This is a genomic window from Streptomyces sp. SAI-127 (assembly GCF_029894425.1).
In the GTDB taxonomy this organism is placed as follows: domain Bacteria; phylum Actinomycetota; class Actinomycetes; order Streptomycetales; family Streptomycetaceae; genus Streptomyces.
Genome location: NZ_JARXYJ010000001.1, coordinates 7,973,855 through 7,997,152, shown reverse-complemented (window position 1 = coordinate 7,997,152; position 23,298 = coordinate 7,973,855). Strand labels below are relative to the sequence as shown.

The following is a 23,298-nucleotide window of genomic DNA, read 5'->3' as shown; positions in this document are numbered from 1 at the left end:
CAACAGTTCTGACAAAGCTGGTGAGTTGACGCAGGTCAGGTGGGTACTCTCACGCGTGAACGCGAGTGAAAGCGCTCTCAGTCAGCCGTTGGGGCGGCGCGCCAGGAGGACGCTCACCACGGCCACTACCGCCGCTGTGCCATCCGGGAGAATGCCGCGCGGCGGCCCGGGGCCTACTGCACCACCCGGCCGTTCAGCACGATCCGGAGCGGGTTCGCCAGGACGCGTACGTCCGTGCGCGGGTCCCGTTCGTACACCACCAGGTCCGCGGCGGCGCCCTCTTCAAGGCCGGGGCGTCCCAGCCACTTCCGGGCACCCCATGCCGTCGCCGACAGGGCCTGAAGCGGGGGGATGCCGGCCGTCACCAGTTCCGCGACCTCCGCCGCGACCAGGCCGTGCGGGAGGGTGCCGCCCGCGTCCGTGCCGACGTAGACCGGGATGCCGGCGTCGTAGGCGTTCCGTACGGTGTCGTAGCGGCGTTCGTGGAGCCGGCGCATATGGGCGGACCAGCGGGGGAACCTGGACTCGCCGCCGTCCGCGAGCTTCGGGAAGGTCGCGATGTTGACCAGGGTCGGCACGATCGCGACGCCCCGGGAGACGAACAGCGGGATCAGGTCCTCCGTGAGGCCCGTCGCGTGTTCGACGCAGTCGATGCCGGACTCGACCAGGTCCTTCAGGGAGTTCTCGGCGAAGCAGTGCGCGGTGACCCGGGCGCCCAGGCGGTGGGCCTCCGCGATCGCCGCCTCGATGGCGTCCCGGGGCCAGTTGGGGGCCAGGTCGCCCACCTCGCGGTCGATCCAGTCGCCGACCAGCTTGACCCAGCCGTCACCCCGCCGGGCCTCCTGCGCGACGTACGCGACGAGGTCCGCGGGCTCGATCTCCCAGGCGTAGTCGCGGATGTAGCGGCGGGTGCGGGCGATGTGCCGACCGGCCCTGATGATCTTCGGCAGGTCCTCGCGGTCGTCCACCCACCGCGTGTCGGAGGGTGACCCGGCGTCGCGGATCAGCAGGGTGCCGGCCTCCCGGTCGGCCAGGGCCTGCTTCTCGGCCACGTCCTGGTCGACCGGGCCGTGCGGGCCCAGACCCACATGGCAGTGCGCGTCCACCAGACCGGGCAGCGCCCAGCCCGACACCGTGCGGATGTCACGGGCGGCGACGGGGCGGTCGTAGGAGATCCGCCCGTCGACCACCCACAGCTCGTCCCGGACGTCCTCGGGGCCGGCCAGGATCCGGCCCTTCACGTGCAGCACCGTGCGATCGTTCATGCACCGCACCCTAGCCAGGGGAAGGTCACTGCTCCCAGGGCGGTGGTCCCTCGAAGGCGAGCTGGTGGACGTCGAAGAGGACCGCCGCCTCGACGCCGAGGGCGGGTCCGCCCTGCCGGGCCGCCCAGGTCAGGAAGGGGCGCGGCTCGAAGGCTCCGGTCCCCAGGCCCTTGGTGTACTCGGCGTGCGCCGACAGGGAGGCGATGCCCCGCTCCAGGGGTTCGCCGGAGACGTCCACGCCGTGGGTGGGGCGGTCGGTGCCGGCGACGGCCACGAAGCGGACGCCGCCCCAGGGCTCGAGGCCCTCGTCGGCGAGTTCCGGGAAGATCCACCGGTTGCCGGCGTCGCGTGCCGCGTCGAGCGCGGCCAGGCCCACCACGCGGTGGTCGGCCTGGTTGACCACCCCGGCGACCATCCGCACGGTGTACGCCCCCGTCACCACGACCTCGGGCCGGTGCCGGCGGATGATCCGCACGATGTCGCGGCGCAGGAGCGGGCCCTCCTCGATCATCCCGTCGCGGTGGTCGAGGAACTCCACGGTGTCCACGCCCACTTCACGCGCGCCCGCCCGCTCCTCGGCCTCGCGCAGGGGGGCCGCCCGGTCCGGGTGCAGCCCGTCGATGCCCGCCTCGCCGCGGGTGGCCAGCAGATACGTGACCCGCTTGCCCTGCGCTGTCCAGCGGGCCACCGCGGACGCCGTCCCGTACTCGATGTCGTCCGGGTGCGCCGCCACAGCGAGGCAGCGCTCCCAGTCCTCCGGCAGCGGGGCCAGGGTGCCGCCCGCTCCGAAGCCGCCCGTGTCGTCGAGAGTCGTCATGCCCGAATGATGGCGGTTGTCCGGCGTCGAGCGACAGGGGAACGTACGTCCCTTTTCAGGCGCCGTCCTCCTCCACGTCGGCCATCGCCGGGTCGAGGAGCCGGGAGAGGAAGTGGCGGGTGCGTTCGTGGCGCGGGGCGCCGATCACCTGGGCCGGGGTGCCGTCCTCGACGATCGTTCCGTCGTCCATGAAGACGACCCGGTCGGCGACCTCGCGGGCGAAGGTCATCTCGTGGGTGACGACCATCATCGTCATGCCCTCCCGGGCGAGCATCCGCATGACCGCGAGGACGTCGCCCACCAGCTCCGGGTCCAGGGCCGAGGTCGGCTCGTCGAAGAGCATCACCTCGGGGCCCATGGACAGCGAGCGGGCGATCGCGACCCGCTGCTGCTGTCCGCCGGAGAGGGAGGCGGGGTAGGCGTTGGCCTTCTCCGACAGGCCCACGCGCTCCAGGTTCTCGGCGGCCACCTGGGCCGCCTGTGCCTTGTCCCGCCTCAGGACCCTGCGCTGCGGCAGTGTGAGGTTCTCGGTCACCGTGAGGTGGGGGAACAGGTTGAACTGCTGGAAGACCATGCCGATACGGCGGCGTACGGCGTCGATGTCGACGTCGGGGTCGGTGAGTTCGGTGCCGCCGACGAAGACCTGGCCCTTCGTGGGCTCCTCCAGGAGGTTCACGCACCGCAGCAGCGTCGACTTGCCCGAGCCGGAGGGCCCGATCACACAGACGACCTCGCCCTGGCCGATCTCCAGGTCGATGCCCTTGAGGACCTCGTTGGTGCCGAACGACTTGTGCAGGCCCCGTACTTCGATCTCCGGCCGGCTCGTCTCAACGGTCATTTCACGGCCTCCTGGGCCTTGGCCTCCATGCGGCGGACCACGAACCCGAGCGGGATCGTCACCAGCAGATAGCACAGCCCCGCGACGAGGATCGGCGTGGAGTTGGCGGTCGTACTGGCCAGGTCGCGGCCGTACTTGGACAGTTCGCGCTCCTCCAGGGTGACGCCGAGGAACAGCACGAGGGAGGAGTCCTTGAACAGGAGCACCAACTCGTTGGTCAGCGGCGGGAGGATGATCCGGAACGCCTGCGGGATGATGATCGAGGCCATCGCGCGGGCCGGTGAGAAGCCCAGCGAACGGGCCGCCTCCATCTGCCCCTTGGGCACCGCCTGGATGCCCGCGCGGATCGTCTCCGCCATGTACGCCGCCGCGACCAGACCGAGCGCGAGGGCGACCTTGCCGTACGTGCCGCCGATGATCTCCGTACCGGGAAACGCGAGCGGTACGGCCACGCCGATGAAGATGAAGATCAGCAGCGCGGGCAGACCGCGGAAGATCTCGATGTAGACGCCGGCGAACCAGCGGTACGGGCCCACCGAGGACAGCCGCATCAGCGCGATGACCATGCCGAGGACGAGTCCGACGACGAAGCCGGACAGCGTGTAGAGCACGGTGTTCTTCAGCGCCAGGGTGATGACGTCGGGGAACATCTGGTCGGCGATGTCCGCCTGCGCGAACTGGTTCTTCAGCCGCCCCCAGTCCGCCGAGACCGCGAAGGCGATCACGACGCCGACGAAGACGACGTACTGGACGCCACGGGACAGGCTGCGCTTCTGACGTCGGGTCAGGCCCTTTTTGCGAGGCTGGAGTTGCGTGTCCGTCGCGGTCATGAGGCGGAGGGAGACGCGGCCGACTCGTCGTACGGACCGATCCACTTCTCGTAGAGCTTCTTGTACGTGCCGTCGGCCTTGGCGTCCGCGAGCGCCTTGTTGACGGCGGCCAGCAGCTTGGTGTTGCCCTTCTTCACCGTGAAGCCGTACTGCTCACCGGTGTTGATGTTGTCGGCGACCTGGAAGGCGTCGGCGTTGGCCTTGTCCTTGAGCCAGCCCTGGACGACGGGGTAGTCGATGACGACGGCCTTGACCTGGCCGGAGCGCAGGCCGTTGAGGACGGCGTCGGAGGACTCGAAGGAGACCGGGTCGAAGCCCTGGCTCTTGACGTAGTCCTCGCCGGTGGTCTGCGCCTGGGCGCCGAGCTTGACCTTCTTCGCCTTGGCGTCGGCGAGCGAGGAGATCCCGCTGCCCTTGGCGACCAGGAGTGCCTGGGTGGCGTCGAAGTAGGGGTCCGAGAAGTCGACGTTCTTCTTGCGCTCCTCGGTGATGGTCATGCCGGCCGCGGCCAGGTCGCAATCGCCCGAGTTGAGGAAGGCGCCGGTCTTGAAGTTCTCGAAGGGGGTGTCGAGGACCTTCTGCTTCACGCCCAGGTCCTTGGCGACCAGGTCGATGAGCGAGACGTCGAAGCCCTGGACCTTGCCGTCGATCTCCGACTGGAAGGGCGGGTACGGCAGGTGGGTACAGGTGGTGAGCTGTCCGCCCTTGGCCAGTTCGACCCCGCCCGCGGCGGTCTTCGAACCGCTGCCGCCGTCGTCACTGGAGGTACAGGCAGCGACGAGCAGGAGCCCGGCCGTCGCGGTGGTGGCGGCCAGGACGCGGGTCCGGCGCCCGGAGAGGGTGTTCACGGAAGGCCTCCTGTGGGGGAACTGTGGGTTCCGATTATAAGGAGAAGTTTGAGTCTCTCAAACCAAACCGATGGTTGCGAGGCCGTTCAGCCTAGGAAGTCGCCGGTCGTCGGGGGTGGAGGAGGAACGGTTACGCTCGTCACGTCTACCCCAGTGAGCGAAGAGAGCACCGTCGTGACGCACCCCTTCCTGGATCTGGCGCCGCTCGGCGCGGCACAGTTCGCCTCGATCGAGGACCGCGTGGCGCGGCTGCTGCGGACCGAGCAGGACGTCGTGATCATGCAGGGCGAGGCGCTGCTGCCGCTGGAGGGGGCGATCCGCTCCACCGCCGGTCCGGATACGACCGCGCTGAACGTCATCACCGGTCCGTACGGGCAGACCTTCGGGAACTGGCTGAGGGACTGCGGTGCGACGGTGATCGACCTCGCGGTGCCGTTCCACACGGCGGTGACGGCCGAGCAGATCTCCGCGGCCTTCGAGGAGCACCCGTCGATCGACTTCGTGTCGCTGGTGCACGCGGAGGCGGCGACCGGCAACACCAATCCGGTCGCGGAGATCGGTGAGGTCGTACGGCGGCAGGGGGCGCTGTTCTATCTGGACGCGGTCGCCTCCGTGGGGGCGGAGCCGGTGCTGCCGGACGCGTGGGGCGTGGACCTGTGTGTGATCGGGGCACAGAAGGCGATGGGCGGGCCGGCCGGTGTGTCGGCGGTGTCGGTGAGCGAGCGGGCGTGGGCCCGGATGGCCGCGAATCCGGCGGCGCCGCGGCGGTCGTATCTCTCGCTGCTCGACTGGAAGGAGCGCTGGATCGACGGCGGCCGGAAGGCCCTGCTGCACGCTCCGGCACAGCTGGAGATGCTGGCGCTGGAGGCGTGCGTCGAGCGGATCGAGGCGGACGGACTGGATGCGGTGATGGGCCGGCACCGGGCCGCCGCCGCGGCGACCCGGGCGGGGGCGCGGGTGCTGGGCGCCGGTCTGGAGCCCTATGTGTACGAGGACCGCGAGGCCGCACCGGTCGCCACGACGCTGCGCTCCCCCTCCGGCCTGGTGGCGTCCGAACTCGTCGCCCGGGCGCTGGCCTCCGACCCCGCGCTGCCGCTGGCCGCGGGCGGGGGCGCGCTGGCCAAGGAGATGATCCGGGTCAACCACTACGGGGTGGACGCGACGCGGGGTGCCGTGCGGGCGAGCCTGGCGGCACTGGGCGCGGCGCTGCGGGAGAAGGGACTCGCGGTCGACGTGGAAGGCGCGCTGCGCGCCGCGGAGGACGCGTGGCGGTAGCCCGCGGCCGGCATTTTCATTAACCGGGACATAATTGTCAGAGTAATTCCGGTGTTTATCAGAGAACAGCTTCCCGTATTCTTCTGCCCGCTTTCCCTGGACCTAAACGCAAAGATTCTGCGAACGCGAAGCGGTTGAATTCGGGTAGATCTCGTGGGGGTTACATGCTTGTGACGCGTTACACATCGTGATCCATTTGCCCCTTATTTGCTGGGCTTAACGGTACATAACGGTCACTTCTTGCGCGTCGGCGCGCGCCCGCGTGATAACACATGGAGCGCCCGCATGTAACCCCACCCGACGATGCAATTTTGAATCTCCCTCGGTAAATTCAATTCGCATGACTGCCGCACAAGCAGACCTGCAAATCGACCGGCCGACGGTCGCGGACGGAGCCGCACTGTGGCGGATCGCCCGTGACTCCGAGGTCCTCGACCTGAACTCGTCGTACAGCTATCTGCTGTGGTGCCGCGACTTCGCCGCCACGTCGGCCGTCGCACGGAACGACAGCGGGGAACCGATCGGCTTCGTCACCGGGTACGTCCGCCCGGACCGACCCGGCACCCTGCTCGTCTGGCAGGTGGCGGTGGACTCGGCGTACCGCGGCCGCGGACTCGCCGCCGCCCTGCTCGACGGACTGACCGCGCGGCTCGCCGCCGAGCGCGGGCTGACCACCGTCGAGACCACCATCACGCCGGGCAACACCGCCTCCAAGCGGCTGTTCACGGCGTTCGCCGAACGCCGTGGCGCCGGCCTGGAGCGCGAGGTGCTGTTCGACACCAGCCTGTTCCCCGACGGGCCGCACGACCCCGAGGTCCTCTACCGCATCGGGCCCCTCTCCCCCACTCCCTCCGCCTGACCCCCCACGCACCCGAGGAGCGATTCTTCGTGACCATCACCCAGCCCGACCTCAGCGTCTTCGAGACCCTCGAGTCCGAGGTGCGCAGCTACTGCCGCGGCTGGCCCACCGTCTTCGACCGCGCGCAGGGCAGCCGCATGTACGACGAGGACGGCCACGCGTACCTGGACTTCTTCGCCGGCGCCGGTTCACTGAACTACGGCCACAACAACCCCGTGCTGAAACGGGCGTTGATCGACTACCTGGAGCGCGACGGCGTCACGCACGGGCTCGACATGTCGACCACCGCCAAGCGCGCCTTCCTCCAGACCTTCCAGGACCTCGTGCTGCGGCCGCGCGACCTGCCGTACAAGGTCATGTTCCCGGGGCCGACGGGGACCAACGCCGTGGAGTCGGCGCTCAAGCTCGCCCGGAAGGTCAAGGGCCGCGAGGCCATCGTGTCCTTCACCAACGCCTTCCACGGGATGTCGCTGGGCTCCCTGGCCGTCACCGGCAACGCCTTCAAGCGGGCCGGCGCCGGTATCCCGCTGGTGCACGGCACGCCGATGCCGTTCGACAACTACTTCGACGGCACCGTCGAGGACTTCCTGTGGTTCGAGCGGCTCCTGGAGGACCAGGGCTCGGGCCTGAACAAGCCGGCCGCCGTGATCGTCGAGACCGTGCAGGGCGAGGGCGGCATCAACGTCGCCCGGCGGGAGTGGCTGCAGGCGCTCGCCGCGCTGTGCGAGCGGCAGGACATGCTGCTCATCGTCGACGACATCCAGATGGGCTGCGGGCGTACCGGTGCCTTCTTCTCCTTCGAGGAGGCGGGCATCACGCCGGACATCGTCACCGTGTCCAAGTCCATCAGCGGCTACGGCCTTCCGATGTCGCTCTGCCTGTTCAAGCCGGAGCTGGACATCTGGGAGCCGGGCGAGCACAACGGCACCTTCCGCGGCAACAACCCCGCCTTCGTCACGGCCACCGCCACCCTGGAGCAGTACTGGGCGGACGGGTCCGCGATGGAGAAGCAGACCCGCAAGCGCGGCGAGCAGGTCGAGCAGGGGCTCATCTCCATCACCGAGGAGAACCTGGCCGACGTGAAGGAGTACCGCGGCCGCGGGCTCGTGTGGGGCATGGAGTTCCACGACAAGGAGCGCGCCGGGCGAGTGGCGCACCGCGCCTTCGAACTCGGGCTGCTCATCGAGACGTCGGGCCCCGAGAGCGAGGTCGTGAAGCTGCTTCCGGCACTCACGATCACCCCCGAGGAACTGGACGAGGGACTCAGCATCCTCGCCCGTTCCGTACGCGAGACCGTCTGAATCACTGTCTGAACAACTGTCTACGTAGGAGGCATCGCAGCACCGTGATCGTCCGTTCTTTCAAGGACATCGAAGGCACCGACCGGCATGTGAGGGCCGCGTCCGGCACCTGGGAGAGCAAACGCATCGTGCTCGCCAAGGAGCGGGTCGGCTTCTCGCTGCACGAGACGATCCTGTACGCGGGTACGGAGACGTCGATGTGGTATGCGAACCACATCGAGGCCGTCGTCTGCGTCGAGGGCGAGGCCGAGCTGACCGACCACGAGAGCGGGCAGACGCACTCGATCACGCCCGGGACCATGTACCTGCTGGACGGTCACGAGCGGCACACGCTGCGGATCAAGGAGGACTTCCGCTGCATCTGTGTGTTCAACCCGCCCGTGACCGGCCGGGAGGACCACGACGAGAACGGCGTCTACCCGCTGCTCACCGAACCCGAATCCGAGGAGGTGTGACCGCACCCATGACCACCACCACCGTCACCGACCTCTATCCCAGCCGCGGCGCCACCGAGGTGTCGACGCCCCGCAAGGACCCGGTCGTCTGGTCCGCCCCCGGCGCGCCGGGACCGATCGCCACGGGCGACCTGGAGGCGTTCGAGCGCGACGGCTTCCTCGCCGTCGACCAGATCATCGGGCCCGACGAAGTCCCCGTCTACCAGCGTGAGTTGGAGCGGCTCGTCACCGACCCGGACATCCGCGCGGACGAACGCTCGATCATCGAGCCGAAGTCCAAGGAGATCCGCTCGGTCTTCGAGGTGCACAAGATCAGCGAGGTGTTCGCGAAGCTGGTGCGCGACGAGCGGGTCGTGGGCCGGGCCCGGCAGATTCTCGGCTCGGACGTCTACGTCCACCAGTCGCGGATCAACGTCAAGCCCGGTTTCGGGGCCAGCGGCTTCTACTGGCACTCCGACTTCGAGACCTGGCACGCCGAGGACGGCCTGCCGAACATGCGGACGGTGTCCGTCTCGATCGCGCTGACCGAGAACTACGACACCAACGGCGGCCTCATGATCATGCCGGGGTCCCACCGCACCTTCCTCGGGTGCGCGGGGGCCACCCCGAAGGACAACTACAAGCAGTCGCTGCAGATGCAGGACGCGGGCACGCCGTCGGACGAGGCGCTGACGGCGATGGCCTCGGAGTACGGCATCAAGCTGTTCACGGGCAAGGCCGGTTCGGCGACCTGGTTCGACTGCAACTGCATGCACGGCTCCGGCGACAACATCACGCCGTTCCCGCGCAGCAACGTGTTCATCGTGTTCAACAGCGTGGAGAACCAGGCCGTGGAGCCGTTCGCGGCGCCCATCCGGCGGCCGGAGTTCATTGGCGCGAGGGACTTCACGCCGGTGAAGTGACCCGCGGTGACCCCGCGGTGACCCCCGGGGGTGACCCTCACAGCCACGACAGCGACGCGGCCCGCTCCAGTACGTTCCGTACGGCGGCCGCGTCGCCCGTGGTGTCCCGGGGAACCGTGTCCGGCGCGTGCCGCCCGCCGACGAGCAGGCAGAAGTCCACGGGATCCAGGGTGAGTTCGGCGGCCACGGGATCGCTCTGCGAACCCAGGACCCACTCCTCGCCGCCCCTGACCGCGAACAGCACCGGCGGCGCCCCGGCTCCCAGGACGGTGCCGAGAACGCGGACGGCCAGCCCGACCAGCTGCCCCAGGTGCGCCTCGGGCGGCGGCGGCACGGCCAGGCCCAGGGCGCGGCCGATGTCGTCGGTGTGGATCCACGCCTCGAAGGCCCGCGCCAGGAAGTGCTCGGTGACGGGCAGCCTGAGGCCCATCAACAGGGTTGTCCCGGCGGCGAGTTCGGGGTCGCGGGCATGCGGGGTGCCGAGGAGCGCGGCCGCCTGCGCGGACCAGTCGGCGACGGTCTCCTCGGGCGTACGGCCGTGCTCATGGGCGATCACCTCGGCGGTACGCCTCTCCCAGGCGTCCGCCCAGTCCGCGTCCTCGTCGATCCGCGCGCCCGGCACCCGGGCGTCGATCCCGAGCCGCAGGGCCAGATGTTCGTCGGCGGCCAGCAGATGGGCGACCGTGGCGTGCACGTCCCAGTCGTGCACGACCGGCGTCGACCAGCGCCCCGCCAGCTCGGGCAGCAGCGCCTCGAGACCGGCGACGGCGGCCGCGTAGGGGGCGGCGTGCCGGGCCACGCGGGGCGGCGCGGGGCGGGCGCGGAGGGCTCCGGCGAGAAGAGTGTCGAGGGCGGGCGGCGGCTCGTCGAGCGGCGGGCCGTCCAGCAGCCGTACGGTCGCGCGCAGCCGTTCCGCCTCCGCCGCACAGCTCTCGCACGCGGCCAGGTGCGGTGGGACCAGCCGCTCCTCGGCCGGTTCCAGGGCGCCGAAGGCCCAGGCGGCCAGCAGATCGCGTACGTCGTCGTGATCGGTCACCGCTCGCCCCCTTCCCTGTGTTCCCCTGCCGCCATCATGCGCCCTCTTCCCACGCCGGGTCGGGCGGGTCGGCCAAAGTCTCCGCGAGGGCGCGCAGTGCGGTGCGCAGCCGGGTCTTCGCGGTGCCCTCGGGGATGCCGAGCTCGACGGCGGCCTGCCGGTAGGTGCGGCCCGCGAAGTAGGCGAGGTGCACCACTTCCCTCTGCGGCTGCGGGAGTTCGGCGAGGGCGGTGTGCAGCAGGAGGGACCGCTCCCGGTCGACGACCGCCTCGGCGGGGCCGGGAGAGGCGTCCGGGATGCCGTGCAGCGCCAAGTCGTCGGCGCGGGCGTCCTTGCGGTGCCGGGCCTCGCTGCGCACCCAGTCCACGGCCCGCCGGTGGGCCAGCACCGACAGCCAGGTCCGCAGGCTGCCCCGGCGCGCGTCGAAGGCGTACGGCCTGCTCCACAGCTGCGCGAAGACCTCCTGCGCCACGTCCTCGGCCGCGGCCCCGCTGCGGGTCACGCGCATCGCGACCGCCCGGACCAGCCCGCCGTACGCCCCGTACGCCTCGGCCAGCGCGGACTCGTCGCCGTACACCAGCCGCCGGTGCAGCTCCGCGTCTGCGGGTTGCTGTACGGACGTCGTCCCGTCCGTGGACTCCACGGCACCACCACCCCTTGATGCCCCTTCCTAGCGTCCCGGGCGGCGCCGCGCCAGCGGTTCAGGCAGACAGGGCGTCCAGGAGCCGGTCGACATCGGCGGCGGTGTTGTAGAGGTGGAAGGAGGCGCGCAGGTTGCCCGCGCGGTCGGAGACCTCGATGCCGGCGGCGCTCAACTCGCGCTGCCGGTGGCCGAGTCCGGGCACGGACACGATCGGCGAGCCGGGGGCCGGCAGCGGTGCGTGGCCGAGGTCGGCGAGTCCCGTACGGAAGCGGTCCGCGAGGGCGAGGTCGTGGGCGCGCACGGCGTCCACGCCGAGCTCCTCCAGGAGTTCGAGGGAGTGGCGGGTGCCCGTGTAGGTGAACAGGGCCGGGCTGACGTCGAACCGCCTGGCGGAGTGGGCCAGTTCGGCGACGGGGCCGTAGCAGCTGTCCCACGGGATCTCCCCCGCGACCCAGCCGGCGAGCACCGGCTTCAGGTCGCCGAAGTCCTCCGGCACGGCGAGGAAGGCCGCGCCGTGCGGGCCGAGCAGCCACTTGAAGGTGGTGGAGACGGTGTAGTCGTACGACCGCGCGTCCACCGGGAGCCAGCCGGCGGCCTGCGAGAAGTCGACGTAGGTCCGGGCTCCGTGGTCCCTGGCCGCTTCCCGCAGGGCGGGCAGGTCGGCGATCCGGCCGTCGGCGGACTGGGCGGCGCTGACCGCGACGAGGGCGGTGCCGGGGCGGACGGAGTCGGCGAGCCGCTCCAGCGGCACGATGCGCACCTTCAGGTCGCCGCGGGTGTGGAAGGGGTTCACGACCGAGGTGAAGTCGTCCTCGGCGGTGAGGACTTCGGCGCCCGGCGGCAGGGAGGCGGCGACCAGGCCCGAGTGGGTGGACACGGACGCTCCCGCCGCGATCCGGGTGACCGGGACGCCGGCGAGCCTGGCGAACGCGGCGCGGGACATCTCCACGTCCTGGAACAGCGGGTCCAGCGGCCTGCCCTCGGCACGGATCAGCGCGGCCTCCTGGAGGGCGGTCACGGTGCGTGCGGGGAGCAGGCCGCTGCTCGCGGTGTTGAGGAAGGTGTTCTTCGGGGCGAACTCGGCGCGGACGAGGCTCTCGAAGGTCTCCATGGCTCCACTGTGGGGCCGGAAGACCTCTCGGTCCATTGCGATTTTCTACGTGGTTTCGCCAAGGAACGCTTATACGTCCGCGCCGACCTGCGTGTTTGTCAGCCCTGCTGGGGTACGGCGCACCCGTCGGGCCCGCAGGCCTCGGCGGAGGTGTCGCCCTGGTCGATCAGCTTCAGCGGGGAGCGGTTGCCCCAGGCCTGGGTGAGGGCCTGGGTGAAGACCTCGGCGGGCTGGGCTCCGGAGACGCCGTACGTGCGGTCCAGGACGAAGAAGGGGACTCCATTGGCGCCGAGCTCGGCGGCCTCGCGCTCGTCGGCGCGGACGTCGTCGGCGTAGGCGGTGGGGTCGGCGAGGACCTTGCGGACCTCGTCGGCGTCCAGGCCGGCCTCCACGGCGAGCTCCACGAGGCGCTCGTCGCCCTCGGTGAACAGGGACCTCTCCTCGGCGAAGTTGGCCCGGTAGAAGATCTGGACGAGCTCGTCCTGCCTGCCCTGTTCCTTGGCGAGGTGGAGGAGGCGGTGCAGGTCGAAGGTGTTGCCGTGGTCGCGGTCCCGGGTCCGGTAGGCGAGCCCTTCGGCGGCGGCCTGGGCGCCGAGGTTCTCCTCGCCGGCCTGGGCCTGGGCCTCGCTCATGCCGTACTTCTTGCTGAGCATCGCGAGGACGGGCTGCACGTCGCTCTTGTCCCGCCCCGGATCCAGCTCGAACGACCGGTGGACGACCTCGACCCCGTCACGGTGCGGGAAGGCCTCCAGCGCCTTCTCGAAGCGGGCCTTGCCCACGTAGCACCAGGGGCAGGCGATGTCGCTCCAGATCTCGACGCGCATGTCTACGGCTCTCTCCAGGTCGGACGGCTGCGGAGACTCCCTCCGCTCAGTGGGTGAACATTCAAGCAGCGGGTCTCATTCCCCGGGTGCCTGCACCTGCTCAGGGGCGCGGGGCCATATCGATGTGCGGCTCCGCCGCGTGGGCGCGACCAGCCCCCTCCCACCCGCAACCGCCCGGCAAGCGAACCCGGCACCCCGGATGGCGCTTGGCTCAGGCCCAGCGCAGCGCTCAGGTTCCGTCGCGCAGGTCGGCCGGCCACTCGGGCCTGAACTCGAGGTGGTCGTACGTCACCACACACCCCTCCCCCATCGGCGACTGCGCCATGAAGCCGATCAGGGCGGCGCCGGTCTCCTTCTCGTCGCCCAGGGTGAAGAGGCGGACGAAGGTCCAGCGCTTGCCGTCGCGGGAGGCGTGGAAGGCGAAGGCGCGGCCGGTGCGGCTGACCCGCAGCCACACCGAACTGCCGTCCACGGTGAAGGAGTTGCAGTCGTCGGAGTGCCCCCGGGTGACGACCGTGCAGACGGTGGGCACGTCCGGGGAGTTCTCCAGGCAGAGTTTGGCCCAGGCCCGCTCGCCGACATGGACGTAGAGCACGCCCGCGTCGAACGATCCGTTGAAGCCCACGGTGACGCGGGCTATCAGCTGGAAGTCCCCCTCGGGGGCACCGAGCAGACGCGGCGCGTCGGCGGCGGGGTCCAGGGACTCCCCGGTGGGCGGCACGAACCGGTCCTGCCGGGGACCGGCCCACCCGGAGAGGATGCCGTCCTCATGGGCCCAGTGCCCGTCGGGGCCATAGGTGCGGAGACGGAAAGGGAGCTCGGGAAGTTCGACGTCCATCCTCAGAGTTTTCCAGCTCCCTCTCCGCGCACGGCCCTCGGGTGTCTAGCGCTCCAGTTGGTTGTTGAAGCGGCGGGGCAGGCCCAGGGGGTTGTCGTCCCTCAGTTCCGGCGGGAGCAGGGCCTCCGGGGCGTTCTGGTACGCCACCGGCCGCAGCCAGCGCTCGATCGCCGTACCGCCCACCGATGTCGACGTGGACGTCGTCGCCGGGTACGGGCCGCCGTGCTGCTGGGCCGGGGCCACGGCCACGCCCGTCGGCCAGCCGTTCACCAGGACCCGGCCGGCCAGCGGCGTCAGCTCCGCCAGGATCTCGGCGCCACGCCCCTCGCCCGCGGCCTCCTGCGCCGACAGGTGAACCGTCGCGGTGAGGTTGCCCGGGAGCCGGGACAGCACGGCCCGCGCCTCGTCGTCGTCCTCGTAGCGGGCCACCACGGTGACCGGGCCGAAGCACTCCTCCAGGAGCAGGTCGTACGCCCCCTCGCTGGTCAGCTTCTCCGCCGCCACCGTGAGGAAGCCCGCGCTCACCGTGTGCTCACCGCCCGCTCCGGGCGTCACCGGCGACTCGACCTCGGGAAGCTCCACGCGCTCGGCGACCCCGGCGACGAAGTTGTCCCGCATGCGGTGGTCGAGCAGGACACCCGCGTCGGTGTCGCTGACGGCGTCGGTCAGGGACTTCAGCAGGCCGTCGCCCGCCGCGCCGGACGGCACCAGGACCAGACCCGGCTTCACGCAGAACTGGCCGACACCGAGGGTCATGGAACCCGCGAGCCCGGCGCCGATCGCCTCCGCGCGCTCGGCCGCCGCCTCCTCGGTGATCACGACGGGGTTCAGGGAGCCCAGCTCGCCGTGGAACGGGATCGGCACCGGCCGCGCGGCCGCCGCGTCGAACAGGGCACGGCCGCCCTTCACGGAACCGGTGAAGCCCGCCGCCGCGACCAGCGGGTGCTTGATCAGCTCGATGCCGGCCTCGAAGCCGTGGACGAGACCGACCACGCCCGCGGGGATGCCGTGCTCGGCGGCGGCCCGGCGCAGCACGGACGCGACCAGCTCGGACAGGGCCGGGTGGTCGGGGTGGGCCTTGACGACGACGGGGTTGCCGGCCGCGAGCGCGCTCGCGGTGTCGCCGCCGGCGACCGAGAAGGCGAAGGGGAAGTTGGAGGCCGAGTAGACGGCGACGACGCCGAGAGGGACCTTGTAGCGGCGCAGGTCCGGGATCGGCGGGGTGGCTGTGTCGTCGGGGTGGTTGATCACCACGCCGAGGAACTCGCCCTCGTCGACGATGTCGGCGAAGGCCCGCAGCTGGTAGCTGGTGCGGGCGAGCTCGCCGGTCAGCCGGACCGGGCCGAGCGCGGTCTCGGCGTCGGCGGCTTCGACGAGGTGGTCCTTGGAGTCCTGGAGCCGGTCGGCGGCGGTGCGCAGGAAGGCCGCGCGGACGGCGCGGTCGGCGAGGGACGCGCGCGCGTCGTGCGCGGCGCGGACGGCGGCGTCCACCTCCTGGGCTGTGGCCTCCACCGCAACCTGCTCGCGCTGCTTCCCGGTTCGGGGGTCGACACTCCAGACTGGTCCTGCTGCCACCGCGGTCCCTCCACGTGTATCTGGGTCAGCCACCAGGACCGTTCGATATGCTGAACGCTGTCTCTGATGGTGAATATGCTGTTGGAGACTATTTCCCGTCGAACGAAGGGGTCAAGGGCGATGTCGGCTGGCGAGACGGGCGGCGGGTCACAGGTCAAGTCCGCGGTACGGACGGTTGAACTGCTCGAATACTTCGCCGGACGTCCCGGCATGCACTCCCTCGCGGCGGTCCAGGAGGCCGTCGGATACCCCAAGTCAAGTCTCTACATGCTGCTGCGCACGCTTGTCGAGCTGGGCTGGGTGGAGACCGACGCGACGGGCACGCGGTACGGCATCGGGGTGCGGGCGCTGCTCGTCGGCACCTCCTACATCGACGGCGACGAGGTGGTCGCGGCGGCCCGGCCGACGCTGGACCGGCTCTCCGACGACACCACCGAGACCATCCACCTCGCGCGTCTGGACGGCACGAACGTCGTCTACCTCGCCACCCGGCAGTCGCAGCACTATCTGCGGCCCTTCACGAGAGTGGGCCGCCGGCTCCCGGCGCACTCCACCTCCCTCGGCAAGGCACTGCTGAGCACGTACTCCGACGAGCAGGTCCGCAAGATGCTGCCGGAGACCCTGCCCGCGCTCACCGAGCACACGATCACCGACCGCGAGAAGCTCATCGAGGAGCTGCACCAGATCCGGGAGCAGGGCTTCTCCGTGGACCGCGAGGAGAACACGCTGGGGCTGCGCTGCTTCGGCGTCGCGATCCCGTACCGCACGCCCGCGCGTGACGCGATCAGCTGCTCGGTGCCGGTGGCGCGGCTGACCCCGGCCCACGAGCAGATGGTGAAGGACGCGCTGTTCGACGCGCGGGACCGGCTGACACTGGCCACCCGTAGGCTCTGAGGCATGCAGATCGCGCTTCGAGAGGTTCATGACAGCGATCTGCCGGTCTTCTTCCGGCAGATGAACGATCCCGAGTCCCTGCGGATGGCCGCGTTCACCCCGAAGGACCCGGCCGACCGGGACGCGTTCGACGCCCACTGGAAACGCATCCGGGCCTCGGACGCCGTGCACCGCACGATCCTGGTGGACGGTGACGTGGTGGGCAGCGCGTCGGTGTACGGCGAGCCGGGCGAGCGCGAGGTGACCTACTGGGTCGACCGGGCCTACTGGGGGCGCGGCATCGCCACGGAGGCGCTGCGGGAACTGGTCCGGCAGGTGCCCGAGCGCCCCCTGTACGCCCGCGCGGCCACCGACAACACCGGCTCCCTGCGCGTCCTGGAGAAGTGCGGATTCCGGGTGACCGCTCAGGCGTCGGGGTACGCCCACGCGCGCGGGGCGGAGATCGACGAGACCGTGCTCATGCTGGACAAGTGAGACCGCCGTAGAAAAGCCGCGCAAGAAGCCTCAGATGAACGTCCGATGAGAAAAGCGGACGCAAGGGAACGATCCGCTTCCGCCTGATCGTCTTCTCGGTGGGATGAACAAGACGATCAGGCGCGCATCGGTCTTCGCGCTGCTCCTGGTGTTCGCTCTGCTGATCCGAGCGACCTGGGTGCAGTTCTACGAGGGCCAGGCACTCGCCGACGACAATGACAACCGGCGGAACGCGATCGAGACGTACTCCTCGCCGCTCGGGAACATCATCGTGGCCGGAAAAGCGGTCACGGGTTCCGAGAAGGTGACGGACAGCGACCTCGCGTACAAACGGACGTACACGAACGGCAAGCTGTACGCGGCGGTGACGGGCTACGCCTCGCAGGCCTACGCCCCGACCCAGCTCGAGGGCATCTACGCCGACCTCCTCAACGGCACCGACAGCCGGCTGAAGACCGTCATGGACACCATCACCAATCAGCGGGCCGAGCCCGGTGATGTGATCACGACGATCGACCCCGCCGTGCAGAAGGCGGCGTACGACGCGCTCGGCGACAAGAAGGGCGCCGCCGTCGCGATCGACCCGGCGACCGGCAAGATCCTGGCGGTCGTGTCGACGCCGTCGTACGACCCGTCCTCGCTGACGGACGCCAACACCGCGGGCAGTGCCTGGAAGCAGCTCAACGCGGACTCCGACAAGCCGCTCACCAACCGCGCGCTGCGCCAGCCGCTGCCGCCCGGCTCGACGTTCAAGCTGGTCGTGGCCTCGGCCGCGCTGGAGGACGGCCTCTACTCCTCGGTGGACGAGAAGACCCAGAGCCCGGACCCGTACACCCTTCCTGGCACGACCACGGAACTCGCCAACGAGAACACCTCCGCGCCCTGCGAGAACGCCACGATCCGCACCGCGCTGCAGTACTCCTGCAACAACGTCTTCGCGAAGATGGCCGTCGACCTCGGCCAGGACAAGGTGAGGGCGATGGCCGAGAAGTTCGGCTTCAACGACGCCGCACAGGATGTCCCGGTGCGGGCCTACGAGAGCGTCTACCCGTCCGGCATGGACAAGTCCTCGACGGCGCTGACCGGTATCGGCCAGTACGACGTCACCGCCACCCCGCTCCAGATGGCCATGGTCTCCGCGGCCATAGCCAACGGCGGCAAGTTGGTGACGCCCCACATGGTGTCGACGATCACCGACAACGGCGGCGACGTCCTGAAGAACTACGACGACGAGGCGAGCACCGAACAGGTCGTCAGCTCCGGCACGGCGGAACAACTCCAGTCGGCGATGCAGACGGTGGTGGAGAAGGGCACCGGCACGAACGCCCTGATCGACGGCGTCACCGTGGGCGGCAAGACGGGCACGGCCCAGCACGGCGAGAACAACAGCCAGACGCCTTACGCCTGGTTCACGTCCTACGGAAAGGCCGACGGGAAGGAGGTCGCCGTGGCGGTGGTCGTGGAGCAGTCGAACGCGGCCCGCTCGGAGGTGAGCGGCAACGGGCTGGCCGCCCCCGTGGCCAAGGCCATGATGGAGGCGGCCCTAAGGAACTGAGGCGTCCCGGTGACTACTTGGCGCCGAGGATCTGCTCGATCGGGTCGATCGCGAAGTACACGAGGAACAGCGCCGAGGCCGCCCACAGCAGCCAATGGATCTCCTTGGCCTTCCCCAGCACCACCTTGATCACGACGTACGCCAGGAAGCCGGCTCCGATTCCGTTCGTGATCGAGTAGGTGAACGGCATCACGGCGATCGTCAGGAACGCCGGGATCGCGATGTCGTACCTGTCCCAGTCGATGTGCTTGACCTGCGTCATCATCAGGAAGCCCACGGCGACCAGGGCGGGAGCGGCGGCCTGGAGCGGGACGATGGTCAGCAGCGGGGTCAGGAACAGCGCCAGGCCGAACAGCCCACCGGTGACCAGGTTCGAGAACCCGGTGCGCGAGCCCTCACCGACGCCCGCCGCCGACTCGATGTACGACGTGGCGGAGGACGCGGAGGCCGCACCACCGGCCACCGCCGCCGCTCCGTCGATCAGCAGGACCCGGCCGAGGTTGGGCACCTTGCCCTCCTCGTCCAGCAGCCCCGCCTCGGCGGTGATCCCGACGACCGTGCCCATCGTGTCGAAGAAGTCGGACAGGATCAGCGTGAAGATCAGCAGGACGACCGTGACGATCCCCACGCCGGGCGCGCTGAAGGAACCGAACAGGCTGAAGTGACCGATCAGCCCGAAGTCGGGAGTGTCGACGACCTTGTCGGGCCACGAGGGTGTCGTCAGCCCCCAGGCCTTGATGTCGGCGACGGAGTTGATGATCATGGCGAGGACCGTCATGGTCACGATGCTGATCAGGATCGCGCCCTTGACCTTGCGCGCGAGCAGCCCGATCGTCAGCAGCACCCCGAGACAGAAGACGAGGATCGGCCAGCCGGTCAGGGCGCCGGTGCCTCCGAGCTGAACCGGCACGGTGGTGTTGGCGGCGTCGGGGATACGGCTCACGAACCCGGCGTCCACGAAGCCGATGAACGCGATGAACAGCCCGATCCCGACGCTGATCGCCTGCTTGAGCGGTTGCGGAATGGCGTGCATGACGGCCTCCCGCAGTCCGGTGACCACCAGCACACAGATGAGCAGACCTTCCAGGACGACAAGGCCCATCGCGTCGTCCCAGCTCATCAGCGGGGCGATCTGGAAGGCGACGACCGCGTTCAGCCCGAGCCCGGCGGCGAGCGCGAGCGGCAGGTTGCCGCCCACACCCATGATGATCGTCATGACCGCGGCCACCAGAGCCGTCGCGGTGGTCAACTGCACCGCATCCAGCTGGTGTCCGAACTTGTCCTTCGCGCTGCCGAGGATGATGGGATTCAGGACAAGGATGTAGGCCATCGTGAAGAACGTGGCGAAGCCGCCGCGTATCTCACGGGCGAAGGTGGATCCCCTCTCGGAGATCCTGAAGTACCGGTCGACGGACATGGTCGATGCTCCCTGGTGCCTGAATGATCGGTGTGCGGATGCTGGCTGGATTGTTCCTGCGTTGAACGCGCCTCAGGTTTTCCCCGTGTTACGGATTCGGGGGCCGCCCCGTCATGCATCGTTCGAAGGACCGTACGAAAACCCTTACTGGATCACTGCTACGCTTCCGGATCTCCGCCCGGCCACCCCCGGACGATCACATGTCATTCACATGACACGCAAAGGAGAGGGAGCCCGTGGGCACAGTCGTCGACGACGCCGCCTCCGTGGAGTTCCACGCCTTCTTCGAACGCCACTACGCCGAACTGTCCCGCCTGGCCCATCTGTTGACCGGCGAGTCGGACGCCGCCGACGATCTGGCCGCGGACGCCCTGCTGGCGCTGTGGCACCGCTGGGACCGGGTGCGCGCGGCCGACCATCCGGCGGCGTACGCGCGCGGAGTGGTCGCCAATCTGGCCCGCACCCGCATCCGCAGCGCGGTCCGGGAGCGCCGGCGCATCGCCCTGTTCTGGTCCCAGCGCGAGGAGAAGGTCGAGAACCCCGACGTGGCGGGCGTGGTCGACGTCCAGGAGGCGCTGCGCAGGCTGCCGTTCCGCAAGCGGGCATGTGTCGTGCTGCGGCACGCGTTCGATCTCTCGGAGAAGGACACCGCGCTGGCCCTGGGTGTGTCGGTCGGTACGGTTAAGAGCCAGACCTCGAAGGGGATGGCCGAGTTGCAGCGGATGCTCGGCCCTCAGAACGCTCCGCTGAAGGTGCACGCCGCGATGGCGCGCACCGGTGACGCCGGAGGAAGGGACCGATGACCATGCGGCGGGACGTGCACGGCGAACTGCGCGCCCGGCTGCAGGACGCGGCCGAGGCGCATGAGCCGAACCGTGAGCAGATCCTCGCCCGGATCGAGCGCGGCATGTCGGAACAGACCCGCCCCGACCACCGGGCGACGCGGCCACCGGTCTACGGCTGGGTGCGGGTGGTGAGCGCCACGGCCGCGGTCGCCTGTGTGCTGGGCCTCGGCGGTTACGCGGTGGCGTCCGCGGTCAAGGACGAGACACCCGCGCAGACGTCGGTCGCGGCCACGGGCACGCCCACTCCGTCGCCCGACGCGACCAGCCGGCCGCCCGCCCCGCCGGCGGATCCGACGCCGAGCACCACCCCCAGGCAGGAGGCCGAGAAGCCGAGCGGTATGCCCTCGCGCACGCCGAGCGCCTCCACCGAGGTGCAGGCCTCCGGCGTCGAGGACGGCCCGCTGTGGTCGGACGGCTCGGTGGACCCGCACAGCAACGAGTTCTGGGCGCAGAGCGATGTGACCTTCAAGACCTCCGAGCAACTGACCGCGCTCACAGTCGAGTTGAGGATCGAACAGACCGGCGGTGTCACCAACACCGGCGCCTGGCGCTCGCTGCCCGAGGGCGACTTCACGCTGACGGTCACCGAGAAGGACGGCTTCCTCGTCTACACCTGGGTGCTCAAGGACGGCCGTACGGTCCCCAAGGGCGAGTGGGTGTTCGCCGGGCAGTACAACCACGAGCGCGGCGGCCGGGACGCGCGGGGCGACGGCTACACCGCGACGGCGACCGCGAAGTCCGGGGACCTCGCCGTGAAGGGCGGCTTCGCGGCCCAGGACGACAGCTCGGACGAAGGGGACTCCTAGGCCTCTTGCAGGTCTCTTGCCGGAGTCTTACCAAAAACCTCCGCCGGCGCGGCAACCGATTCCTCATCAGCGGCCACTTAATGGGTGCACGGTCCCCCTGATGACGGAGCACCTCCCCTTGAGCACGCACAAGAGACCTCTCACCCGCCGGCGGGTACTCGGCGCCTCGGCGCTCGGCGTGGCCGCCACCGGTGCCGCCGTCGCGGGAGGCACCGGCCTCCTCTCCGCCGCCTCCGCGGCGGCCTTCGGCTACTCGGACGACGGCAGGAACTACGTCGTCGACACCGGATCCTCCCTGGTCTTCAAGGTCTCGAAGACGACCGGCGACCTGACGTCCCTGGTCTACAAAGGCAAGGAGTACCAGGGCTACGGCGGCAAGAACTCGCATGTCGAGTCGGGGCTCGGCGCTTCCACGGTCACCGTCAGGCGGTCCGGACCGGTCGTCCTGATCAAGGTCGTGCACGGCGCGATCACCCAGTGGTACGCGGCCCGCAGCGGCCAGAACAACGTCTACCTCTGGACGGACAAGAAGGACGCCTCCTTCACCGCGACCCGCTACATCGTCCGCCTCAAGCCCGGGATGTTCCCCAACACGGGCCCGGACAGCTGGATCGAGACCTCGGACAAGATCATCGAGGCCGGTGACGTCTGGAAGCGTGCCGACGGCACGACCCACTCCAAGCACTACTCGGGCAAGCGGACCATCGACTACGACCACGTCGGCTTCACCACCGGCTCGGTGGGTCTCTGGCTGGTGCGCTCCAACCACGAGAAGGCCTCCGGCGGTCCCTTCTACCGCTCGCTCCTGCGGCACTCGAACGACAAGGGCGCCGGGCTCTACGAGATCCTGCACTACAACGAGGCGCAGACCGAGGCGGAACGTTTCGGCCTCCAGGGTCCGTATGTCCTCTCCTTCACCGACGGTGGCGCTCCGTCGTCCGCGCTCTTCCACGACAGACTCGACACCGGCTGGGTCGACGGTCTCGGCATCACCGGCTGGGTCGGCGCGGCAGGCCGGGGCAAGGTGGCCGGGGTCGGCCTGAAGGGCATGGACGCCGCGTACCCGTACACGGTGGGCTTCGCCAACGCGGACGCCCAGTACTGGGCGAAGGCCGCGGCCGGAACCGGCGCCTTCTCCTGCAAGGAGATGCTGCCGGGGACGTACACCATGACCGTCCACAAGGGCGAACTCGCCGTGCACACCGGGTCGGTGAAGGTCACGGCGGGCGCGGTGACCTCCCTGCACAGCCTCACGATCACCGGCGATCCGTCCACCGCGAAGGCCGTCTGGCGGCTCGGCGACTGGGACGGTACGCCCGGCGAGTTCAAGAACGCCGAGCTGATGACGTACGCCCATCCCTCCGACGGCCGCGCGGCCAAGTGGACCGGCAACGTCACGATCGGCGGCGGGGGCGAGGCGGCGTCCTTCCCGGCGTACATGTGGAAGGACGTCAACAACGGCATCCTGATCTACTTCAAGCTGACCAGGGCCCAGGCGGCCGCCGCGCACACGCTGCGGGTCGGGGTGACCGACGCCTTCGCGGGCGGCCGTCCCCGCGTCAGCGTCAACGACTGGGTTTCGGCCATTCCCACGGCCCCCACGCAGCCCGGCACGCGCTCCCTCACCACGGGTTCGTACCGGGGGAACAACCATTCGTTCATCTTCAACGTCCCTAGTAGTGCCTGGAAGACGGACCCCACGCAGTACAACGTCCTGAAGCTCGACATCGTGAGCGGCTCGGGCGGCAGTGCCTATCTCAGCGCGGGCACGTCGTTCGACTGCATGGACCTGCTGGCCTGAGCCCCCCTCGGCCAGCAGCTGCCGGCTGGAGCCCCCCTCGGGCCGGCACGAGGAACGCCCCGCCTGTGACGACAGGCGGGGCGTTTCGT

The 23,298-nt window shown here is 69.9% G+C and carries 23 protein-coding genes; 11 read left to right on the top strand and 12 right to left on the bottom strand.

The window, feature by feature from the left end; genetic code table 11:
• Positions 1–173 precede the first annotated feature (173 nt).
• From M2157_RS36730 to M2157_RS36710, 5 genes are read right to left on the bottom strand one after another with little or no spacing between them, the layout of a single operon-like run.
• Complete coding sequence (locus M2157_RS36730) at positions 174–1,265, bottom strand: amidohydrolase family protein (protein WP_280867362.1); 1,092 nt, start codon at positions 1,263–1,265, stop codon at positions 174–176.
• A gap of 25 nt (positions 1,266–1,290) precedes the next feature.
• Complete coding sequence (locus M2157_RS36725) at positions 1,291–2,082, bottom strand: PIG-L family deacetylase (RefSeq protein WP_280867361.1); 792 nt, start codon at positions 2,080–2,082, stop codon at positions 1,291–1,293.
• 55 nt (positions 2,083–2,137) lie between these two features.
• Positions 2,138–2,920, bottom strand: a complete 783-nt coding sequence (locus M2157_RS36720) for an amino acid ABC transporter ATP-binding protein (protein WP_280856769.1) — start codon at positions 2,918–2,920, stop codon at positions 2,138–2,140.
• Positions 2,917–3,750: an amino acid ABC transporter permease gene (locus tag M2157_RS36715; protein ID WP_280856770.1), complete on the bottom strand. Its 834-nt coding sequence runs from the start codon at positions 3,748–3,750 to the stop codon at positions 2,917–2,919. The genes M2157_RS36720 and M2157_RS36715 overlap by 4 nt, the downstream gene beginning before the upstream one ends.
• The gene (locus M2157_RS36710; protein ID WP_280856771.1) at positions 3,747–4,598 is read right to left on the bottom strand and encodes a transporter substrate-binding domain-containing protein; all 852 of its coding nucleotides are present in this window, start codon (positions 4,596–4,598) and stop codon (positions 3,747–3,749) included. The genes M2157_RS36715 and M2157_RS36710 overlap by 4 nt, the downstream gene beginning before the upstream one ends.
• 174 nt (positions 4,599–4,772) lie before the next feature.
• Between M2157_RS36710 and M2157_RS36705 the strand changes: the two genes are divergently transcribed.
• The 5 genes from M2157_RS36705 (at position 4,773) to thpD (ending at position 9,390) form a co-directional block, all read left to right on the top strand.
• A complete protein-coding gene (locus M2157_RS36705; RefSeq protein WP_280858972.1) occupies positions 4,773–5,873 on the top strand; it encodes an aminotransferase class V-fold PLP-dependent enzyme in 1,101 nt (366 codons plus the stop codon).
• A 340-nt stretch (positions 5,874–6,213) separates the two neighbouring features.
• Positions 6,214–6,732 carry a diaminobutyrate acetyltransferase gene (ectA, locus tag M2157_RS36700; RefSeq protein ID WP_280867360.1) on the top strand — a complete coding sequence of 173 codons (519 nt, stop codon included), beginning with the start codon at positions 6,214–6,216 and terminating at the stop codon, positions 6,730–6,732.
• Between the two features lie 29 nt (positions 6,733–6,761).
• Positions 6,762–8,033: a diaminobutyrate--2-oxoglutarate transaminase gene (gene ectB / locus M2157_RS36695; RefSeq protein WP_280856773.1), complete on the top strand. Its 1,272-nt coding sequence runs from the start codon at positions 6,762–6,764 to the stop codon at positions 8,031–8,033.
• Positions 8,034–8,077: 44 nt separating this feature from the next.
• Positions 8,078–8,488, top strand: coding sequence for an ectoine synthase (locus M2157_RS36690; protein ID WP_057618254.1), 411 nt, complete (start codon positions 8,078–8,080; stop codon positions 8,486–8,488).
• Between the two features lie 8 nt (positions 8,489–8,496).
• Positions 8,497–9,390 carry an ectoine hydroxylase gene (thpD, locus tag M2157_RS36685; protein WP_280856774.1) on the top strand — a complete coding sequence of 298 codons (894 nt, stop codon included), beginning with the start codon at positions 8,497–8,499 and terminating at the stop codon, positions 9,388–9,390.
• Positions 9,391–9,427: 37 nt separating this feature from the next.
• Here the strand turns inward: thpD and M2157_RS36680 are convergent, their stop codons facing one another.
• From M2157_RS36680 to M2157_RS36655, 6 genes are all read right to left on the bottom strand, one after another.
• Entirely contained in the window at positions 9,428–10,426 is a 999-nt protein-coding gene (locus tag M2157_RS36680) for a maleylpyruvate isomerase family mycothiol-dependent enzyme (protein WP_280867359.1), read from the bottom strand.
• A 34-nt stretch (positions 10,427–10,460) separates the two neighbouring features.
• Positions 10,461–11,069: a sigma-70 family RNA polymerase sigma factor gene (locus M2157_RS36675; RefSeq protein WP_280856776.1), complete on the bottom strand. Its 609-nt coding sequence runs from the start codon at positions 11,067–11,069 to the stop codon at positions 10,461–10,463.
• Positions 11,070–11,127: 58 nt separating this feature from the next.
• Positions 11,128–12,180, bottom strand: a complete 1,053-nt coding sequence (locus M2157_RS36670; protein ID WP_280856777.1) for an aminotransferase class V-fold PLP-dependent enzyme — start codon at positions 12,178–12,180, stop codon at positions 11,128–11,130.
• A gap of 98 nt (positions 12,181–12,278) precedes the next feature.
• Positions 12,279–13,004: a DsbA family oxidoreductase gene (locus M2157_RS36665; RefSeq protein WP_266525085.1), complete on the bottom strand. Its 726-nt coding sequence runs from the start codon at positions 13,002–13,004 to the stop codon at positions 12,279–12,281.
• Between the two features lie 229 nt (positions 13,005–13,233).
• Positions 13,234–13,842, bottom strand: coding sequence for a DUF1349 domain-containing protein (locus M2157_RS36660; RefSeq protein ID WP_280867358.1), 609 nt, complete (start codon positions 13,840–13,842; stop codon positions 13,234–13,236).
• A 45-nt stretch (positions 13,843–13,887) separates the two neighbouring features.
• Positions 13,888–15,354, bottom strand: a complete 1,467-nt coding sequence (locus M2157_RS36655) for an aldehyde dehydrogenase (NADP(+)) (protein WP_280868329.1) — start codon at positions 15,352–15,354, stop codon at positions 13,888–13,890.
• Positions 15,355–15,537: 183 nt separating this feature from the next.
• Between M2157_RS36655 and M2157_RS36650 the strand changes: the two genes are divergently transcribed.
• From M2157_RS36650 to M2157_RS36640, 3 genes are all read left to right on the top strand, one after another.
• Positions 15,538–16,311: an IclR family transcriptional regulator gene (locus M2157_RS36650; RefSeq protein WP_007381154.1), complete on the top strand. Its 774-nt coding sequence runs from the start codon at positions 15,538–15,540 to the stop codon at positions 16,309–16,311.
• 3 nt (positions 16,312–16,314) lie between these two features.
• Positions 16,315–16,785: a GNAT family N-acetyltransferase gene (locus tag M2157_RS36645; RefSeq protein ID WP_280867357.1), complete on the top strand. Its 471-nt coding sequence runs from the start codon at positions 16,315–16,317 to the stop codon at positions 16,783–16,785.
• A gap of 103 nt (positions 16,786–16,888) precedes the next feature.
• A complete protein-coding gene (locus M2157_RS36640) occupies positions 16,889–18,340 on the top strand; it encodes a penicillin-binding transpeptidase domain-containing protein (RefSeq protein ID WP_280856780.1) in 1,452 nt (483 codons plus the stop codon).
• Between the two features lie 13 nt (positions 18,341–18,353).
• Here the strand turns inward: M2157_RS36640 and M2157_RS36635 are convergent, their stop codons facing one another.
• A complete protein-coding gene (locus M2157_RS36635; RefSeq protein ID WP_280867356.1) occupies positions 18,354–19,757 on the bottom strand; it encodes an NCS2 family permease in 1,404 nt (467 codons plus the stop codon).
• Between the two features lie 236 nt (positions 19,758–19,993).
• Between M2157_RS36635 and M2157_RS36630 the strand changes: the two genes are divergently transcribed.
• From M2157_RS36630 to M2157_RS36620, 3 genes are all read left to right on the top strand, one after another.
• On the top strand, positions 19,994–20,560 hold the full coding sequence (locus tag M2157_RS36630) for a SigE family RNA polymerase sigma factor (protein ID WP_280856782.1): 567 nt from the start codon (positions 19,994–19,996) through the stop codon (positions 20,558–20,560).
• Positions 20,557–21,408 (top strand): hypothetical protein, encoded by an 852-nt coding sequence (locus M2157_RS36625; RefSeq protein WP_280867355.1) that lies wholly within the window; start codon positions 20,557–20,559, stop codon positions 21,406–21,408. The genes M2157_RS36630 and M2157_RS36625 overlap by 4 nt, the downstream gene beginning before the upstream one ends.
• Positions 21,409–21,508: 100 nt before the next feature.
• On the top strand, positions 21,509–23,209 hold the full coding sequence (locus M2157_RS36620) for a rhamnogalacturonan lyase B N-terminal domain-containing protein (protein WP_280867354.1): 1,701 nt from the start codon (positions 21,509–21,511) through the stop codon (positions 23,207–23,209).
• Positions 23,210–23,298 lie beyond the last annotated feature (89 nt).

Bases quoted from the DNA above. Each gene is read 5' to 3' on its own strand.
- M2157_RS36730 (WP_280867362.1), bottom strand. From the start codon at position 1,265: ATGAACGATCGCACGGTGCTGCACGTGAAGGGCCGGATCCTGGCCGGC.
- M2157_RS36725 (WP_280867361.1), bottom strand. From the start codon at position 2,082: ATGACGACTCTCGACGACACGGGCGGCTTCGGAGCGGGCGGCACCCTG.
- M2157_RS36720 (WP_280856769.1), bottom strand. From the start codon at position 2,920: ATGACCGTTGAGACGAGCCGGCCGGAGATCGAAGTACGGGGCCTGCAC.
- M2157_RS36715 (WP_280856770.1), bottom strand. From the start codon at position 3,750: ATGACCGCGACGGACACGCAACTCCAGCCTCGCAAAAAGGGCCTGACC.
- ectA (WP_280867360.1), top strand. From the start codon at position 6,214: ATGACTGCCGCACAAGCAGACCTGCAAATCGACCGGCCGACGGTCGCG.
- thpD (WP_280856774.1), top strand. From the start codon at position 8,497: ATGACCACCACCACCGTCACCGACCTCTATCCCAGCCGCGGCGCCACC.
- M2157_RS36670 (WP_280856777.1), bottom strand. From the start codon at position 12,180: ATGGAGACCTTCGAGAGCCTCGTCCGCGCCGAGTTCGCCCCGAAGAAC.
- M2157_RS36665 (WP_266525085.1), bottom strand. From the start codon at position 13,004: ATGCGCGTCGAGATCTGGAGCGACATCGCCTGCCCCTGGTGCTACGTG.
- M2157_RS36660 (WP_280867358.1), bottom strand. From the start codon at position 13,842: ATGGACGTCGAACTTCCCGAGCTCCCTTTCCGTCTCCGCACCTATGGC.
- M2157_RS36650 (WP_007381154.1), top strand. From the start codon at position 15,538: ATGTCGGCTGGCGAGACGGGCGGCGGGTCACAGGTCAAGTCCGCGGTA.
- M2157_RS36645 (WP_280867357.1), top strand. From the start codon at position 16,315: ATGCAGATCGCGCTTCGAGAGGTTCATGACAGCGATCTGCCGGTCTTC.
- M2157_RS36640 (WP_280856780.1), top strand. From the start codon at position 16,889: ATGAACAAGACGATCAGGCGCGCATCGGTCTTCGCGCTGCTCCTGGTG.
- M2157_RS36635 (WP_280867356.1), bottom strand. From the start codon at position 19,757: ATGTCCGTCGACCGGTACTTCAGGATCTCCGAGAGGGGATCCACCTTC.
- M2157_RS36625 (WP_280867355.1), top strand. From the start codon at position 20,557: ATGACCATGCGGCGGGACGTGCACGGCGAACTGCGCGCCCGGCTGCAG.
- M2157_RS36620 (WP_280867354.1), top strand. From the start codon at position 21,509: ATGACGGAGCACCTCCCCTTGAGCACGCACAAGAGACCTCTCACCCGC.